The sequence below is a fragment of the Carboxylicivirga sp. genome (assembly GCF_982718395.1).
The window spans coordinates 1-17,993 of record NZ_CEXQWX010000125.1; the positions used below are offsets into that span (position 1 = coordinate 1).

The window sequence follows — 17,993 nt, forward strand, 5'->3', positions numbered from 1 at the left end:
AGTATTCTGACTTTACGTCCGGCTCTGGCAGCAGCTGAAAATACCATTGTTCTGAATTGTTCTTTGCTTATAACTTGCGAACAGGAAAAAGTAAACAATATACCGCCAGAACGGATCTGTTCCAAAGCTTTGGCATTTAGTCGCCTGTACCCCTGAAGCGCATTTTTAACAACATTAATATGTTTGGCAAAAGCCGGTGGATCAAGAATAATCAGGTCGTATTTATCTTTAATTTTGTTCAGATATTTAAAGGCATCAACTGCAAATGATTCGTGCCGGTTATCACCCGGAAAATTTAATTCTACATTATCGTTGGTAATCTGGATAGCACGTTCTGAGCTGTCAACCGAATGAACTGATTTGGCACCACCTCGCATAGCGTAAAAGGAGAAACCACCGGTATAGCAAAACATATTCAAAACCTCACAGCCTTTGCTGTAATGCTCGATTAATGATCTGTTTTCGCGTTGATCAACAAAAAAGCCGGTTTTCTGGCCTCGTTCCCAGTCAACTTTAAATTTGAGTCCGTTTTCAAGAGCAATCTTTTCAGAGCTTTTGCCATAAATATAGCCATTGACCGCTTCAATGTCCGCTTTGTAAGGCATTGTGCCTTCTGACTTATTAAAGATGGATTGAAGCGAATCGCCCAATACCTCCTGCAAGACTTTGGCGATTGTATCTTTTTGCAGGTACATACCAACAGTGTGCATCTGAACCACTGCCGTTCCGTTGTAAAAGTCAATGATTAAACCAGGCAGATAATCACCTTCGCCATGTACCAAACGAAAAGCATTGGTATGTTCGTTATCTATCAGACCATTTGAACGACGCAAGTCATAGGCGTTTTGAATTCTGTTTTTCCAGAATGTATAATCAATATTTTCCTGCTTAAAGCTTAGTATTCTAACTGCAATTGAGCCAATAATATAGTGACCGGTTGCTAAGAAGTTTTCCTGGCTGTCGAGCACATCAACTAAATCTCCTTCATTAAGTTCGGGACCTTTGACACCCTTTACTGCACCTGAAAAAATCCAGGGGTGAAATCGGTTTAAGCTCTGTTCTTTTCCTTGTTTAAGTACTAATTGTGGTCTTTCTGACATCAATGTTTTAATCTTATATCGTTTGTGCTTCAAAAGCCGGGAACTTTTCTGATAATTTTGTCAATAACTCCAAAGCCACCCAGGCATCAGTAGCTGCATATAAAATTTGTCCTTCGCTCAGGTGTGGTGCTTCCCAGTTGGACAGACGCTGGCGTTTACTCACTCTGAAATTAAGTACTAACCCAGCCAGTTTCTTTAAGCTGGTATCTTCTATTCCAACCTTTTTAACATGATCCTGCAGCTCAACAAATCCGGCTGCCCGAAAAGTTGCCAGGCGATTTAAGCCCTTTATATCATCCCTTATTCCAACGCCGATTTTTTTTACGTTGGGATCGGATAACAGGCGAAGTAACGCCGGATGAAGTCCGGTCTTATTTAATCTGAATAAATAGGCTTTTTTGTTGGTTGAGAATTGAAGCAATGATACTTTGTTGATTTTTCCTTTCTGGAACGAAGGTTTGGTTTCTGTATCGAAACCTATGTGTTCATATCGCTCAAGCTCACCTACCAGTTTCTCAACAACTTTTGGGTCTTCAACAACGTCAACCTGACCTTCAAAATGCTTTAGTGGTAATTGGCTCAATTCTTCTTTTGTAATGGTTTTCTCCATTTATACTATAAGGCTTTTATTTAGAGTAATGGGTTATCATCGTTATTGTCATCCGACCAGTCCTGTTGCATTCTGTTAAACCAATTCTCTTTCTGCTGGTTTTGCTGGAACGTCTCTTCACCTTTTTCTTCTTCAAGGTTTTCTTCTCCATACAACAGGGCATGTAATGCTCTTAGCGTATTAACAATCTTTTGTCCCCAAAATAGTTCAAAGTTATTAACAACGTCAGCAAGCGCATCGTTCATTATTTCATTAACACCAATACGATAAGCTGATATAAAATCCTTTAAATCCTGATAGATATCGGCCATATCCTCACTTATATAAGAGATGATCGGTGTATCACTTCTCTGCATATCAGGGTTAAATACTTCGAGATAATCATTAAAGCGACCAAGTTTACCGGAAATGCCATCCTGAATTTGAGCATAGACCATTTCATCCACTGTTTTTTCGATGCTATCATCTAATTCATTTTCCACTTTAGGTAAAACCGAAGCTTTTAAGTAAAGCAGTGGAATAATGCGAGTAGCGATAGTTACGAATTGTTTGCGATCGAGGTTGTTAGCAGATTCAACGAAGGAACAGTACTCTTTAGCTACAGTTACAAATTCAATAACATTTTTAGAATAGACGATGTGCTCAAATGATTCTTCCATACAAACTAATTAGTCACCCTAGTTTTGAGACAATGCAGATAATTTTAAGGGGCAAAAGTAACAAAAATTAGTGAGTAATATTGTTGTCCTCTGATTTTTAAAAATCGGATAGTCTACTTGAGTTTTAGTGGTTACATTATTGAGATATTCCCAACGTTGTGTTAGTAATGAGATATATAGAAGGTTAAGGAATGCCTAAGCGAGTAGATGTGATAAGGCTTTTCAGGCAATAATTACAAGCCAGCCTGTAGGTGTTATAAACCACTGTCGGATAAAATTGTTATTTTTGGGTTTTTAATTGGTGGGTTGTTTTTGATCTGTCATATAGTGTCAAATTAAAAGGGATTGAATGAGTAAAGAAGCAATTAGCTTAAGTGTATTGTACAAAAATCTAATTGGGCGTTTAAAGGAATTAATCATTAAACCTCATAAAGAATGGCAATTAATTATTTCGGAAGGTAAATCAATTAACGAAGTACTTACACAATTTAGTTTGCCAATTATTGGTTTTTATTCTTTAACCGTTTTTGTTGGATATTTAATAAGTCATCAGCAATTAGATTTTGAATCGGCACTAAAGGAAGCTGTTTTTACATTTTCTTCCTGCTTCTTCGGATTGTATTTGATCTACTATTTATTTTTAAAACTATTAGTGGTCTTTAAGCAAGAGATTCTTAAGGAAGAATTATTTCAGCTGATTGCCTACTCATCAAGTATTTTATATTTAAGCGGAAGCATTAGTGCATTAATTCCTGAAGCAATAATAATTGGCAGTATTATTAACCTTTATTCAATATATCTTGTCTGGATAGGTTTAAGTACTTTGAAAAATCTATCAAGAGAAGTACATATTTGGATGACAGTTTTGCTGGGTTTGGTTATCCTTTTAATGCCATCATTAATACACCGATTATTTGTTTTTATTAGCAACTTAACCGTATGAGTTTACCATCATCCAGAATAAATATCAGAAATAAACGTGCCACTTTTGATTATGAATTAATCGAACGCTTTAATGCCGGCTTGCAGCTTGTTGGTACAGAAATAAAATCGATTCGTCTGGGAAAGGCCAGTTTGGTCGATTCTTATTGTTATTTCGTTAAAGGAGAACTTTGGCTGAAAGGCATGCGTGTTTCCGAATATTTTTATGGAACATTTAATAATCACCAGCCCGAACGGGAAAGAAAATTGCTTCTGAATAAAAAGGAACTTCAGAAACTGGAGCGTAAAACTAAAGAATCGGGATTGACAATTGTTCCGATCCGATTGTTTTTTAATGATCGTGGATTTGTAAAAATTGAAATAGCATTGGCTAAAGGTAAAAAGCAGCACGATAAACGTGAAACACTTAAAATGAAAGATGCTGGTCGGGAAATGGACCGTGCCAGAAAAAAATATTAAATGTTGCTATATACGCAACCTCTTCAGACTTTTTCCATCTGACTATTGAATCCTTAATTTATGAGATGGAATTGAAGTTGAAACTTCAGCAATATTTCTTTCAGTTTAGGAGTTTTGTTTATAGTACCTCTCAGACTAAAAGATAACGTTGCCTTGGATAATCTTGACGAAATAATAAAAGCTTGTCAACGGAAAAAGACATCGGCACAAAAGCTATTGTATCAGACTTTTGCTGCTAAGATGTTTGGTGTGTGCTTGCGTTATTGTAAAGATAAAACCGAGGCAGAAGATTGTTTGCAAGAAGGGTTCATCAAGGTATTTAATAATATTGATAAGTTTAATTTTCGGGGTTCATTTGAAGGTTGGGTTCGTCGAATCATGGTTAATACGGTAATCGAAGTTTATCGAAAAAAACAGCCGGAGATTTTGGTTGATGAGTTCCCGATATTGGCTGATGATGGGAGAGAGGAGGTGCCTGAATGTTCATTTAGTCATGATGAATTAATCGCTATGATCCAGGAGTTGCCTCCTAAGTACAAGCTGGTGTTTAATATGTATGTAATTGAAGGGTATTCACACGCCGAAATCGCTGAAACTTCTGGGATTTCAGTTGGAACATCAAAATCTAATCTGGCTAGGGCTCGCCAATGGCTTAAAAAGAGTATCGAAAATAAATTGTTGGAGAAAAAACAAGCTGTATGTTGAAAGAAAAGAAAGATATAGATACAGTTTTTAGTGATGGTTTATCAGGATACGAAGTAACTCCGGGTGAATATGTCTGGGAGTCGTTAGATAAAAAACTTAATGGACAGAAGACTCACAGGCGTACACTTCTGATATGGAGAAGTGTTGCTGCGGCTTGTTTAATAGGCCTTTTGCTCCTTTCTATTCGATTATTTTACAATGTGAGTGAGCCTTATGTCAATACTGATCCTGTGGTAGAAAATAATCAGGAATCAGAAAGTCGTGTTGGAGATAAAAATATTGAAGACTCAAATTTAATTGCAAGTACCAGAGAAGAAAAAGAAGAAATAAAAGAATTATCATCGTCAGATGCCAATAACTTAATTATTTATGGTAATTCGAATGAAAGCGCAGGTCTTATAGAAGTATTGCAAGGTGTAAAAAAATCTGAGTTTAAATTATTGGCATCGAATAAAACGGTTGGCTTGCAACATGAATATCATATAGATAAACAATTACATGTTAAAGTTGAAAGAAAATACTATCCTTTGTATCCTTCACCACTTGAATCTCAGAAAAATAGGAAAAAAGCAACAATAACTTTAGGAGGTGTTATTTCGCCAGCTTACAATTGCAAAGTGAGCAATGGAAGTAATGAGATGCTTAGTAATGCCAATATGAATATTAATGAAAGCGGCATTAATTCATTAGGAGGAGGTTTGCAGGTTAGGGTACAGACAAATTCTCGTTGGAGCTTTGAATCAGGGATTTTATATGCTCAGATTGGTCAGGAAGTTAACAGCCCTAACAATGCTCGATCATTTAATGAAGCTTTCTCTCAGGCTCAAAAGGCAAAAAGCATTGAATATGCTAACTCATTGGGGGCAATTGTGGGTGGAGGAAATAAACAACCAATGGCGTTATCCGACAACATGAGTTTTGTTGAGAATACAAGTTTTAGCTCAATAAATTCGATTAAGCAAACAGTTGGGTATATTGAAATTCCTATGCTGGCGAGATATACTTTGTTTGAACAATTTCCATATTTGACTTTTGCAGGTGGTCTTAGTACCAATTTTTTAGTCGATAACTCTGCTTATTCCATTGATAACGGATCGAAACAAAAAATAGGAGAAACAAGTGATATCAAATCATTTGTATTGAGTAGCTCAGTTGGGGTAGGAGTAGATGTTCCTTTAACAAAAATGATCCGCCTGAATTTAGAACCTCGATTTAAATACTTCTTAAACTCAATAAGCTCAAGTGATGTCTATGAGTTTCAACCGTATTCTTTTGGTATTTATGGAGGAGTGACCTTTGTGATTCGCTAATTGTATTCCAGTGAATTGATCATTTCATAATATGCGCCCTTTTTGTCAAGCAGTTCAAGTGGAGATCCAACTTCAGCAATTCCTCCATCTCTTAAAACAACCACCATATCAGCTAATTTAATGGTGGAAAGGCGATGACTTACTATGATTGCTGTTTTGTCTTTGGTAATGGTTTTAAAATGCGCAATTAGGTTGGCTTCGGTAAATGCATCTAAAGAACTTGTAGGTTCATCGAGTATTATAACCTGCGCATCAGTATTATAAAACGATCTTGCAAGTGCTGTGCGTTGCCATTCACCCCGGCTTAACATCTGGCTTCCTTTGAAAAGGGTACCAAGGGTAGTGTCATAGCCATTGGGCAAATTATTGAATTGATGATTGATTCCTGCTTTCTCTGCTGCTTCAACAACAGATTCAAAATTGTTGCATCGCCTCATGTTGCCAAACCGAATGTTATTTTGAGCACTTACATTATACAGCATAAAATCCTGAAAAATAATTGAAATATTTTTTGAAATTTCTTTTGGAGATAAACTATGCCAATTGGTATTGTCAACTGTAATTATTCCCTTATCAGGAGCGTGTAGTTGAGCTAAAAGTTTGACAAGTGTTGTTTTGCCACAACCATTTTCTCCTACAAGCGCAACTGTTTTACCTTTAGGTATAATTAAATTAATGTCTTTTAATATCCACTTTGAATTCTCGTTGTACCGGAAGCTAACATTCTTAAATTCAATAGCATTTTTTAAAGGCTTCGGAAATGGAATTTGTGAGTCAGTTGCTTTGATCTCAATCTTCTTAAAAGCAAAGAAGTTTTGTAAGAATAAATTATCTTCATACAAGGCAGTCAAGTTACTAAGAAGTCCCTGTAATACGGCATACGCTCTTTGAAGTGCCAAAAAATACATAGCCATTGAGCCACTGGTTATTTGTCCTTCAACGGCCTGAAACATTACATACCCGATTATAAACAGTAAGATGATAGAGGCAAAAACTTGTACTGATACTTCACTGATAGTTTTAGACTTAGCTAATGACCATTGTTTCTCTCTCAGGTCATGTTTAAACTTCTCATACTCAATTTTAAAAGGTCTGCCTAAATTGAAAACCCTTAATTCTTTAGCAAAGTCTTTGGCCGTAAGTAAACGATTGAAGTAGTGTACCCTTCGTTCATCTTCCGTGTGGTCTTTTCTATATTGATATAATTTACGAGTGTATCTGATTCTGAAATAAAAAATGGGTATACTGGAAAGAATCAGAATAGGTATAATCGCCCAATGAATTCCTGTTAATACAATGACAATTAAAAGTAAAGTGAGGCAGTTCTGTAAAGCCTGTAGCAGGTTATAAAAAACTCTTGCTGGCCTGAAACTGGAATCACTTAAAGCCCGGTAAAAGATATCCTGGTAGTTGGCATCTTCAAAGTATTTGTAAGGTATGTGGACTGTTTTTTGATGAATAATGTTTTGAACGTAGTCGTTGATAAAATGACTCTGACGTTCCCGAACAAGGCTACCGATTGATCCGCTGATGGCATTAATAAGAAAAAAGAATGCGGTTAATCCAATGGTCAGATGTAAAACCTGATCTGTTGTGTTTACTCCTGAAATATAATTAGATGCAACATCAATGAGTTGCTTAACTACATATAAAAGTAATAATGGAATACAACCTCTTACTAAGGTAACAAAAACACTGATGACGGTCCATTTGGGCGTGCTTTTATAAACGATTAAGAGAGCCTCAAATATTTGATTTATAGAAATTTTCCTGTCAGGTTTCATCCGGGTGTTTTCAGTTGATGAACACTAAAATTAATATAAAAATGGGATTGGTGTATTAAAGCGTTTAATTAGTTTTTAATTTCAAAAAAATTAATGGTTTGTTTGTTCTAATATTTTGCTGTAAATGCGTCCAGAATAGAAGAACAAGTGTCCTGTTAAAAATGTAAGTTCGGGCATAAATTTGCGAAAAAGCCTAAAAACACCACTTTCACAAATTGTTGTTTTATTTCTTCTTTTTCGTCCTGTTACAGTGCCTAATACATGATCAACGGAAATTGGTCGATCAGGAAAGATTAATCCATCTCCTTTGAAGTAGTAGTAGTTGTCCTCAATTTTATACAGTCGATGGGCAATAAGGAGTTGGTTACAGACAAAAACACCTATGTCACCAACTTTAGGAATGGAAGGTTGAACTAATAAATTATCGCCTGGTAGCAAAAGTGGAAACATACTCATTCCAAAAGCAGGAACTTCAACTTGGTGTCCGTCTTTTAGGAGTTGAATTAGGGTGATTTGTAGTTGATGATTAACCAATTTCAGATAAAATTAAATCCACAATCTCTTTGTCTGGTTTAAATCCACATTCGTATACGCCACATTGATTCGAAATATCAAGTAATGCGTCTAAGCGGTTTTGGACCTGATTTTTGTCGTATTGAAATTGCATGCAATTGCCTAATAAACCTAATGCTCCTTTCAAAACAGGCATCTTATTAATAAAGTTTCGAGGTGATTGTTTTATCAGAAATGCTTTATGCAGTTTTACGTTCTTATTTTTGTCACGATAATATGGCATTGGAGTATTGTATGCCATATACCCACTTTTACCAGGCCTTATTATCAATCGATCATCATTAATAATTGTTGCGCCGTATTCTTGCCAAATTTTTGCCATTGTTGATTTTCCCGTTCCTGAAACAGCGGAAAATAAATACCCTTTGCCTTTATAGTTAACAGTTGATGCATGTATAACGAATCCGCCGTAGTGGTGCACAATTACTTTTAAAGTAAGAATTCCCAAAGGGTGTATAAACGGATCAAATACAATCTTGTTTTGGTGTTTAGCCTGCAAACAGATATTTACTTCCTTTTTATCTGTGTCAATCATATTGATCGCTGAAGTGAAATCAGGATGGTTATCAAATTCTACTAATATACCGTCTAAGTTATTAATTAGAACGACAGACCATTTATACGGAAGGTCTTCTTCAAATTGCTCAGGTCCTTTAAATTGGTGTTGCCAGCCAAACTGATTTATATCGTTTGTAATATGGTAGTTAAAAGTCCATTCAGGAGCTTCTTGTTGATTATCCTGAAAATCACTACTACCTCCCTTTAAATCGAAGTCGAAAAGGGGGCATAAGAAATTTGTTTTAATTCTTATGCCCCCAATTGTATATTGTTTGGCTTTATGAACCTCGACCATTTGTTACATGTTTGTATAATCGGGACTATCACTGCCAAAGGGATAATCTTGAGCAGGCGGATTGTCGTATTTAGGAGCAGACTTAAGTGAAGGAGTACTTTCCGGAGCTGCCGCTGGAGGAGTCGGCTCACTTCCTTCCCACAAATTTATCATTTGATCAATGTAATGCTCCTCAATATTTGGTTTACTATATGTCTTTTTAACTTTCATTCCCAATTAATCTCAGTTAGGTCGTTTTTCTATGATGCCAATTTCAACAGCCTTATTCAAAAAAAGTTCTAAATCCCCTTGTGCTGTGTTCTTGTCAATTTCAAATTCATTTAAAATCAGTTCAATTATATTATCAATTGTTTGCTGTGTATCTAAACAATTATAAATAAAAGATCCAATTTCATTTAATGAGAAAACCTTCTCCATTTGTGCCACTTTACCAACCAACGGAACAATGACTGTTTCGTTTCCAACAGTCTTTTCTACAAAGCCGGTTTTTTTTATAAAAAAATACGATCCCACTAATATTTTTTTAAGCTTGGGCAAAAATATAAAAATTCAATTTTTTAACGCTCAATTACATAAAAAGAAGCAATTAATTTGATCAATGACTATTTCCCCCCGATTAATCATCAGAATATTTTAACAAGCGTTCTAAAATTCAGTTCTTGCAAATGGTGCAACATCCTGCTCGACAAACTCGTTGTTTAAATATTTATGATAGCCATTGATAGCAATCATTGCCGCATTGTCCGTCGTGTACGAAAACTTTGGGATAAAGGTTTCCCATTTTTTCTCTTTTGCTAAATCAGTTAATCGATTACGCAAACCTGAATTAGCAGAAACTCCTCCGGCAAGTGCTACTTGAGTAATGCCAGTATCTTTGGCAGCCTTAACCACTTTATCCATTAAAATATCAATAATGGTTTTTTGCAGTGAAGCGCAAATATCGGCTTTATTTTCTTCAATGAAATCAGGATTCTTTTTTAACTCGTCTCTAAGGAAATAGAGTACTGATGTTTTGAGTCCGCTAAAGCTATAGTCGTAATCTTTAATTTTTGGTTTACTAAATGTAAAAGCATCAGGATTACCTTCTTTTGCAAGCTTATCAATAAGCGGACCACCAGGATATGGTAATCCCATTATTTTTGCACATTTGTCAAATGCTTCACCTGCTGCATCATCAATTGTTTGGCCAATAATTTCCATATCAAGATAATCTCTTACAACAATAATCTGGCTATTGCCTCCAGAAACTAATAAGCATAAAAAAGGAAATTGAGGTTGATCGGTATCATTTTTATCTTCTTTGATGAAATGTGCTAATACGTGGGCATGAAGGTGATTAACTTCGATCAATGGTAGTTTATTTGCCAAAGCAAATCCTTTTGCAAACGAAGTTCCGACCAATAGAGAGCCCATTAGGCCAGGACCTCTCGTAAAAGCAACAGCATTAATGTCCTCGGTTTTAACACCTGCATCTTTAATTGCTTTTTCAACTACAGGAATAATATTCTGCTGATGTGCACGTGATGCTAGTTCGGGTACAACACCACCGTATGCTTTATGAACATCCTGATTAGCTACTATATTAGATAAAATAATGTCATCTTTAAAAACTGCTGCAGAAGTGTCATCGCACGATGACTCTATTCCCAATATTAACACACTCATAACTTTTGTACGATAGAATTACGCTTATTCAAACCATTATTCCCACCTTTTTCGTAATTTTGATGGGTTAAAAACGGGATAAAAGTATAAAAAAAAATATCAAAATAGGATTGATTAGCTTGGCGGTGCTATTTGTAGTTCCGCTATTGTTGTACTCTATTTTGTTATTACCTGTTGTTCAAACCTCGTTGGTAAAATATTTTACAAAGGAGTTAAGTAAGGATTTAAATACCGAAATTTCAATTAAGAAGATTCATCTAAGGCCATTTAAAACATTGGTGATTGATGAGATGGTGGTATTTGATCAGCAAAACGACACATTGTTGGCTATTGAACAAGTAGCTGCAAAGATCGATTCTGTCTTCTTCAAACGTAAGGAGCTATATTTGAATTCATTATCGTTACTGAATCCGACTATAAATATTTCGAAACACGATTCTCTTTATAATTATCATTTTATTGAAAAAGCATTAAAAAGAACCAAATCGGGAGAAGATGCATCGAAATGGTATTTGAATTTAGTTAGCCTGGATGTTAAATCTGGTGATGTTTCCTATCAGGATTCAATAATTCGCGAGAGATTTTATGTTTCTGATTTTAATATTGGGATTAATAAGATCAAACAAGACAGTTTATGGCGATTTGATGTCGATGACCTTAGCTTAAACACAACTAATGGTATTAACTTCAAAAATGTTCAGGCTTCAATTGCCATTAATCAGGAGAACATTATTCTGAATGATGGTTCTGTTCAAGCAAACAATTCTTCGATTGAGATTGATTCTTTAAACTTTAAATTAGACACTGCTAAAGCAGGTATTGATGTTATTCAGGATTTTTATTTAAACGTACACAAATCAAAAATCAGCGCTGGTGACATAGCACGCTTTAGCCCATTAAAAAAGGCAACTCAAGTTGGTTTGTCAGGAGTTTTTTATGGAACCATTGATGATATCAGTGGACGAAAAGTGCAACTTGATTTTGGGCCACATTCAAGATTATATTCGAGCTTTGATATTAATGGATTGCCAAATATAGATGAAACCTTCCTCTATCTTAATGTTAGCCACCTTCACACATCGCCTGAAGATATTGAACAGTTATTTTCTCACGTTAAAGGGAAAGCTTTAATGTTACCAACGGCACTCAAAAACCTTCAACGGGTAAATTATCAGGGGAATTTTACCGGCTTCTTAACTGATTTAGTAGCTTATGGAGAGTTTACTTCATCTCTGGGTTCAATCAGCACTGATATGGGCTTTAAAATCGGAGAACAAGATAATTTAATATTCTCGGGTAACTTATCAACAACAAACTTTGATATTGGTAAATTAGCAGGTGTTGAAGACTATGTTGGTGATGTGTCAATGTCTGTAGGGATAAAAGGTTCCCGTCTTTCAGGAGAAAAATTTAGTGCTTTTCTAAGCGGAGTTGTTGACACGCTTACTGTTAATGAATACGATTATACTAATATTAAACTTAATGGACTATTCGCGAATAATCAATTTGATGGAGATTTTCTGATTGATGATCCCAATGGACAATTTGGTTTTAATGGGAAAATAGACCTCTCAGGTGAAGTGCCAAATTTCAAATTTATTGCACATCTGACAGATATAAACCTTGATAAATTAAACATAGTTGAAAAGGCTCTGAATAGTTCGTTGACTGCAGATATCGAAACGGACATATCCGGAAACGATTTTAATGATATAGTTGGGTATTTGAATATCAGAGATCTTAGTTATAGTTCAGAAGTACATAATGTTCAGATGGATTCTTTATTACTTCTTTCGGTCAGAGAAGAAGAAAGAAAACGAATTGTTCTGCAATCTGACATCGCAGAAGGTGACTTGGTAGGTACATATAATTTTACCCATCTGGGAAACATGCTCAAAAAGAAACTATTGGTTCACTTGCCTGCCTTAGCTTCAACAATACCTGTTAAAGATGTGGAAGTTAAATCAAATGATTTCAATTTTTCCTGTACATTCAAAAAAGTGTCGGCATTTGCAGAATTGCTGCTACCGGGATTGGAGGTGTCAGATAATGGATTGGTTTTAGGCAGTTATAATACAGAGCAGGAGGAAATAGATCTGGAGGTCGAAATGGACTATCTGAATTATAAAGGTATAAAAGCTCAACGGCCAGAGGTCCACTTGACAACCGGATCGGATAATAAGCTGCTTATGATTTCGAGGGCAAGCGATTTAAATGTTAATAATGTTGGAACATTTCAAAATCTTAGTTTACATCATACTGCTAATAAAGATACTTTACAGTTCAATGTTTTTTGGAATAATTGGGATTTATACACAAATAGTGGCTCAATTATAACAAAAACTGTTTTTAAGAATCATAACAACAAGATCTATTCTACCACTGAATTGTTGCCATCGTATGTGATGGTTCAGGATAGTTTGTGGGAGATTCAGCCGACAACCTTGCATTATCATCCTGATGGTTTTTCATTGAAGCACTTCAGGATTTACCATGCCAATCAGGAGATAGGTATAAATGGCTTTGCTCATCGTCAGATCAAAGACGGTTTGAAAGTGCATTTCCAAAACATAAGCTTGTCGGATATGGTTGGTTATAAGGACCTGAAACAGGTGGAGGTGTCAGGTGCCTTAAATGGTGTGTTAGATATTCAAAATATTTATTCAGAGCCAATTATAAGCGGTAACTTGAGTGTTGATGATTTTGTTTTTAATAAGGATGAAATTGGAGATATGATGATCGATGCAGAATACCTGCAGCAAAACCATCAGGTGAAAATCAGTACAAGTATAGATAAAGACGGATTTAGACCTTTAACCGGTGGGGGAGTTATTGATGTGGCAAATAAACAGGTTTATTTAAGTTATGATATTGATAGGCTCGAAATTGGTTTCTTGAATTTGTACCTCAATAAAATAATGCAGAATCTTTCTGGAACAGCAAGTGGTGAGTTAGCTATATCAGGCTCTCTTAGTAAACCTGAGCTGCTTGGTCGATTAAATATTGATAAAGCATTTTTTGATGTTGGCTTGCTTCAAACAACTTATTCGATTACAGATTCCGTTATTTTTGATCCAAACCTTATCACTTTTAAAAATACACAATTGTCGGATAGAAATGGTAAGCAAGGAACATTTGAGGGAACTATCCATCATGATGCCTTCAGGAATATGCGCTATAATCTGAGTTTACTGGGAAATGATATGTTGGTGATGGATACAAAATTTACTGATAACCCATTGTATTATGGAGAAGTGTATGCCGATGGTAATATGTCAATAACAGGTACTACCAATGATTTAATGATTGATATTGCCGGAGAAACGAAAGAAAATACGCAATTTTTTATCCCGCTTCAGGATGAAGAAAGTGCTGAGGAAAGTAATTTTATCCGTTTTATAAATACAACTGAGACTGTTGATGAAGATCAACAGAAATTAGAAGTTAATAAAAGTAGTGAATACGAAATCGATCTTACCGGGATGACGGTTAATATGGATCTTGACATTACCCCGGAAGCTCGTTGCCAGGTAATATTTGATTCAAAGGTTGGTGATATTCTCAGAGGACAAGGAAATGGTAATCTACAGATAAAGATGGACAAAGAAGGAGGAATCAACTTTTTTGGCGACTTTAATTTTGATGAAGGAGATTACCTGTTTACTTTAAGGAATGTTCTTAATAAGAAGTTTATCATCAATCAAGGATCGTCTATCAATTGGGACGGTAATCCCTATGATGCAAATATAGATCTGAATGCTACCTATAAATTAAAAGCCAGTTTAAGTGATTTACCTGAGTATTCAAGCGAGGATTACAATCGTCGAATACCAGTGCATTGTAATATGTTGTTAACAGACCGATTAACTAAGCCCAACGTAAAGTTTGAGATAAAAACACCATCCGATCAGGATAATAATCAAAACTTGATCGATGCTGTTATAAGTACTGAAGAAGAGACCAATCGGCAAGTGTTGTCGCTATTGGTGCTTAATCGCTTTTATTCTGAAACACCAGCCGATCAAAATAACAGTCCGGTGGGCAACAACGCAGCCTTGGTGACCACAACCGAAATGCTGTCAAACCAGTTGAGCCATTGGTTATCACAAATTAGTAGTGATGTAGATATTGGTGTGAGTTACCGGCCAGCCAGTGAACTAACAAATGAAGAGGTGGAAGTGGCCCTGTCGACCCAAATATTCAATAACCGCGTGATTGTTAATGGAAATGTGGGATATGGGCAAGACCAAACACGACCGAGTAATTTGATTGGTGACTTTGATGTAGAAGTAAAGCTTAATAAATCAGGGAGTTTGAGAGCTAAAGCCTACACGCGTACCAATAATGATTTGGTTAGTATAAATGAATATGGTGTGTCACCAACAACTCAGGGAGTAGGTGTATCCTTTAGAGAAGAGTTTGACTCACTTGAAGAGCTAATGCATAAATATTGGCTTATGATTACAGGAAAGAAAAATAAGAATAAGAAAGAGAGTGAAGAGCAGCAGACTAAAGATTAAACTTTTGCGTTCGTAAAAGAGAAGCTATTTTTATTATTTTTAGACTCGATTTTAATAAGTGAAGATAAACATGAAGTTTATCTGTTTTTTTGATTGACCTAAAGAAAAACATTTACAATGAATCTATTATTATTCATTCAGGCAAATACCGAGAATCTGCCTGTCGAGGAATTGACTGAAGGAGCTGATAAAAGCATGAATTATATTGAAATGGCAATGGCCGGTGGTTGGATAATGATTCCATTGGCTTTGTTATCAGTGGTTTCAGTTTATATCTTTTTTGAACGATACTTTGCAATTCGACGGGCTAATAACGAGGATGCCGGTTTTATGAATAAGATAAAGGATTACATCCATGACGGGAAAATTGAATCAGCACTAGCACTTTGTCAATCACACGATTTTCCTATTTCGAGAATGATTGAGAAAGGAATTACACGTATCGGACGACCATTGAGCGACGTAAATACAGCTATTGAAAATGTGGGTAACCTTGAGATTAGCCGGTTGGAAAAGAGCTTGCCTACTTTAGCTACTGTTGCCGGAGGAGCGCCGATGATTGGTTTCCTTGGTACTGTAATCGGAATGGTAAAGGCCTTTTTTGATATGGCTAATGCCGGCAATAACATCGATGTACAACTATTGTCATCAGGTATTTATACAGCCATGGTAACAACAGTTACCGGACTGGTGGTTGGTATCATCGCTTATTTTGCCTATAACATTTTAGTGGCAAAAGTAGAAAAGGTGGTGTTTAAAATGGAAGCGCGTACCATGGAGTTTATGGATCTGTTAAACGAACCGGCACACTAATAATGGCTTTAAAGCGACGAACAAAAATAAGTGCAGCATTTAGCATGTCGTCGATGACTGACATCGTATTTCTTTTGTTGATATTCTTTATGATTACCTCAACAATGGTGCACCCCAATGCTATCAAGTTGCTCATCCCAAAGAAAGCAACAAAAAAGGTAGTGGTTGAGAAGTATTTGAATGTTCGAGTTACACAATCGGGTCGGTTTTATGTAGAGGGTAAACGTTTTGCTTCCGACGATATTGAGTCGGGCTTGGTTAATGCTTTTGGCAGAAATGATAAAACCATTGTGAAATTGCGTACTGACAAAAATGCATCGACAGGAAATGTAGCCCAAGTATTAGATATAGCTGAGTCGAATGGTATAAAAGTAATTTTAGATATCAGGTAATGGGATTAAAAAAGCGCAATAAGGTAGAGGCTGGCTTCAGCATGTCGTCAATGACCGACATTGTATTCCTGTTGTTGATTTTCTTTATGATTACATCAACGCTTGTAACGCCGCAGGCCATTCGTGAAATGATACTGCCTAAAAGTGATCACCAGGTATCGGCCAAGCCCAATACAACAGTTTCAGTTACGTCTGATCTACGTTATTTTGTTGAAGGCGAGCAATTGCCATTCTGGAAGATCGAACGCAGATTAAAGGAAATTATTGAAGTATCGCCCGATACTTATATCGCATTACATGTGGACGAATCGGTGCCTTTCTCGGTAGTTGGCAAAATAAGAGACATTGCCATACGTAATAAATATAAATTGATATTGGCTACACAAGGCAAGTAGTATGGAAGATAAGGATAAAAAATACGGTGTAATAGGTACAACTATCTTTCATGTAGCTGTATTGCTGCTATTGATATTCTTTGGACTGACGACCATGCCACAGGAAGAAGAAGGAATATTGGTGAATTTCGGAGATACAGTACTGGGGCAGGGCGAGGTTGAACCAAAGCAATCGCAGGCGCAACCTGTTGAGCAACAAAAAACACCGCCACCACCTAAAGTGGAGAATGTACCGGAGCAAGCAACCGCGGAGCCGGAGCCGGAAGATGAGGTGAAAACCCAGGACTATGATGAGGCACCGGTTGTTAAGTCAGATGCAGAAAAGAAAAAAGAGAAAGAAGAAAAAGAACGATTAGAGAAAGAGCGCAAAGAAAGGGAAGAGCAGGAGCGAATTGAGCGGGAAAAGGAGGAAGAGCGCAAACGAATAGAAGCTGAAGAAGAAGCAAAGCGCCAAAAGGAGTTGGCTGAAAAACGAGCAAGAGAAGAAGCCGAACGTAAGAAACGCGAAGAACAGGAGCGACAAGCGGCAGAAGCCCGTAACCGTGTTTCAGGTGCCTTTAATGGCAAAGGAAGCGATGAGAGCACATCTGAAGGAGATACAGGAGGTAGTGGTAATCAGGGGCATGTTACAGGTGATCCCAATTCACGAAACCGTTCAGGTTCAGGATTAGGAGATTCAGGGAGTGGTTTTGATTTAAAAGGTCGCTCATTGGTTGGTAGTTTACCCCAACCAATAGATAAATCAAATAAAGATGGTATAGTTGTAATTAAAATTAGAGTGGATAGATATGGAAAAGTTACCTCAGCAGAATTTCAATTAAAAGGCTCTACTACACAAGATCGTGAGTTAATCGGGAAAGCAAAGGAAGCTGCTTTAAGGGCTAGGTTTAACTCTGATGAAAACGCCAATGCATTCGCAGAGGGAACCATTACCTATCATTTTCAATTGGATTAAAATCTATACTTTATTTAATACTTCACTTTAACAGTAGATTGTTTTATTTATATTTACATGTCGATATTGACATGAAACTTACCCAATTGTCGGGTTAATGAAATGTAAATGAAATTACTAACATCTATTTTGTTATTTATTGTGGCTAGTTGCCAATTTGTAAATCTTGATCCGGTAGAAAATAAGGAAATCTCAAATTTACCCGAACCAATGACAATAAAACAAGTAAATGCGATTTTGGCAGGCGCAAAAGGGGAT

General features: G+C 36.3%; 18 protein-coding genes. 9 read left to right on the top strand and 9 right to left on the bottom strand.

Annotated features, from left to right (window positions below):
• The 3 genes from AC4MRQ_RS18745 to AC4MRQ_RS18755 form a co-directional block, all read right to left on the bottom strand.
• Nucleotides 1-1,100 (bottom strand): class I SAM-dependent rRNA methyltransferase (locus tag AC4MRQ_RS18745; RefSeq protein WP_491199240.1); only part of this gene is annotated, 1,100 nt, incomplete at its 3' end.
• 13 nt (nt 1,101-1,113) lie between these two features.
• Complete coding sequence (locus tag AC4MRQ_RS18750; RefSeq protein WP_491199241.1) at nt 1,114-1,710, bottom strand: 3'-5' exonuclease; 597 nt, start codon at nt 1,708-1,710, stop codon at nt 1,114-1,116.
• Between the two features lie 20 nt (nt 1,711-1,730).
• Nucleotides 1,731-2,369 carry a DUF5063 domain-containing protein gene (locus tag AC4MRQ_RS18755; protein WP_491199242.1) on the bottom strand — a complete coding sequence of 213 codons (639 nt, stop codon included), beginning with the start codon at nt 2,367-2,369 and terminating at the stop codon, nt 1,731-1,733.
• A 349-nt stretch (nt 2,370-2,718) separates the two neighbouring features.
• On the opposite strand from AC4MRQ_RS18755, the gene AC4MRQ_RS18760 reads away from it, so the two are divergent.
• From AC4MRQ_RS18760 to AC4MRQ_RS18775, 4 genes are all read left to right on the top strand, one after another.
• Nucleotides 2,719-3,312 carry a Yip1 family protein gene (locus tag AC4MRQ_RS18760; RefSeq protein WP_491199243.1) on the top strand — a complete coding sequence of 198 codons (594 nt, stop codon included), beginning with the start codon at nt 2,719-2,721 and terminating at the stop codon, nt 3,310-3,312.
• Complete coding sequence (gene smpB / locus AC4MRQ_RS18765) at nt 3,309-3,770, top strand: SsrA-binding protein SmpB (RefSeq protein WP_491199244.1); 462 nt, start codon at nt 3,309-3,311, stop codon at nt 3,768-3,770. The genes AC4MRQ_RS18760 and smpB overlap by 4 nt, the downstream gene beginning before the upstream one ends.
• Before the next feature lie 153 nt (nt 3,771-3,923).
• Nucleotides 3,924-4,475 (top strand): RNA polymerase sigma factor, encoded by a 552-nt coding sequence (locus AC4MRQ_RS18770; RefSeq protein ID WP_491199245.1) that lies wholly within the window; start codon nt 3,924-3,926, stop codon nt 4,473-4,475.
• The gene (locus tag AC4MRQ_RS18775; protein WP_491199246.1) at nt 4,469-5,785 is read left to right on the top strand and encodes an outer membrane beta-barrel protein; all 1,317 of its coding nucleotides are present in this window, start codon (nt 4,469-4,471) and stop codon (nt 5,783-5,785) included. The genes AC4MRQ_RS18770 and AC4MRQ_RS18775 overlap by 7 nt, the downstream gene beginning before the upstream one ends.
• On the opposite strand, the gene AC4MRQ_RS18780 is transcribed toward AC4MRQ_RS18775, so the two are convergent.
• The 6 genes from AC4MRQ_RS18780 to tsaD form a co-directional block, all read right to left on the bottom strand.
• Nucleotides 5,782-7,569: an ABC transporter ATP-binding protein gene (locus AC4MRQ_RS18780; RefSeq protein WP_491199247.1), complete on the bottom strand. Its 1,788-nt coding sequence runs from the start codon at nt 7,567-7,569 to the stop codon at nt 5,782-5,784. The two genes, AC4MRQ_RS18775 and AC4MRQ_RS18780, sit on opposite strands and share 4 nt — an antisense overlap.
• 90 nt (nt 7,570-7,659) lie before the next feature.
• A complete protein-coding gene (locus AC4MRQ_RS18785; protein WP_491199248.1) occupies nt 7,660-8,103 on the bottom strand; it encodes a S24/S26 family peptidase in 444 nt (147 codons plus the stop codon).
• Nucleotides 8,096-8,995: a hypothetical protein gene (locus AC4MRQ_RS18790; protein ID WP_491199249.1), complete on the bottom strand. Its 900-nt coding sequence runs from the start codon at nt 8,993-8,995 to the stop codon at nt 8,096-8,098. Before AC4MRQ_RS18790 ends, AC4MRQ_RS18785 begins: the two co-directional genes overlap by 8 nt.
• A 3-nt stretch (nt 8,996-8,998) precedes the next feature.
• The gene (locus AC4MRQ_RS18795; protein WP_491199250.1) at nt 8,999-9,205 is read right to left on the bottom strand and encodes a hypothetical protein; all 207 of its coding nucleotides are present in this window, start codon (nt 9,203-9,205) and stop codon (nt 8,999-9,001) included.
• A gap of 12 nt (nt 9,206-9,217) precedes the next feature.
• Nucleotides 9,218-9,508, bottom strand: a complete 291-nt coding sequence (locus tag AC4MRQ_RS18800; RefSeq protein WP_491199251.1) for a PqqD family protein — start codon at nt 9,506-9,508, stop codon at nt 9,218-9,220.
• Between the two features lie 132 nt (nt 9,509-9,640).
• The gene (tsaD, locus tag AC4MRQ_RS18805) at nt 9,641-10,660 is read right to left on the bottom strand and encodes a tRNA (adenosine(37)-N6)-threonylcarbamoyltransferase complex transferase subunit TsaD (protein WP_491199252.1); all 1,020 of its coding nucleotides are present in this window, start codon (nt 10,658-10,660) and stop codon (nt 9,641-9,643) included.
• A 125-nt stretch (nt 10,661-10,785) separates the two neighbouring features.
• Between tsaD and AC4MRQ_RS18810 the strand changes: the two genes are divergently transcribed.
• The 5 genes from AC4MRQ_RS18810 to AC4MRQ_RS18830 all read left to right on the top strand — a co-directional run bounded on the left by AC4MRQ_RS18810 (nt 10,786) and on the right by AC4MRQ_RS18830 (nt 17,735).
• Entirely contained in the window at nt 10,786-15,180 is a 4,395-nt protein-coding gene (locus AC4MRQ_RS18810) for a translocation/assembly module TamB domain-containing protein (protein WP_491199257.1), read from the top strand.
• A gap of 117 nt (nt 15,181-15,297) precedes the next feature.
• Nucleotides 15,298-15,993 (top strand): MotA/TolQ/ExbB proton channel family protein, encoded by a 696-nt coding sequence (locus tag AC4MRQ_RS18815; RefSeq protein WP_491199253.1) that lies wholly within the window; start codon nt 15,298-15,300, stop codon nt 15,991-15,993.
• A gap of 2 nt (nt 15,994-15,995) precedes the next feature.
• On the top strand, nt 15,996-16,385 hold the full coding sequence (locus AC4MRQ_RS18820; protein ID WP_491199254.1) for an ExbD/TolR family protein: 390 nt from the start codon (nt 15,996-15,998) through the stop codon (nt 16,383-16,385).
• Nucleotides 16,385-16,780 carry an ExbD/TolR family protein gene (locus AC4MRQ_RS18825; protein WP_491199255.1) on the top strand — a complete coding sequence of 132 codons (396 nt, stop codon included), beginning with the start codon at nt 16,385-16,387 and terminating at the stop codon, nt 16,778-16,780. The genes AC4MRQ_RS18820 and AC4MRQ_RS18825 overlap by 1 nt, the downstream gene beginning before the upstream one ends.
• 1 nt (nt 16,781) lies before the next feature.
• Nucleotides 16,782-17,735: an energy transducer TonB gene (locus tag AC4MRQ_RS18830; protein ID WP_491199256.1), complete on the top strand. Its 954-nt coding sequence runs from the start codon at nt 16,782-16,784 to the stop codon at nt 17,733-17,735.
• Nucleotides 17,736-17,993 lie beyond the last annotated feature (258 nt).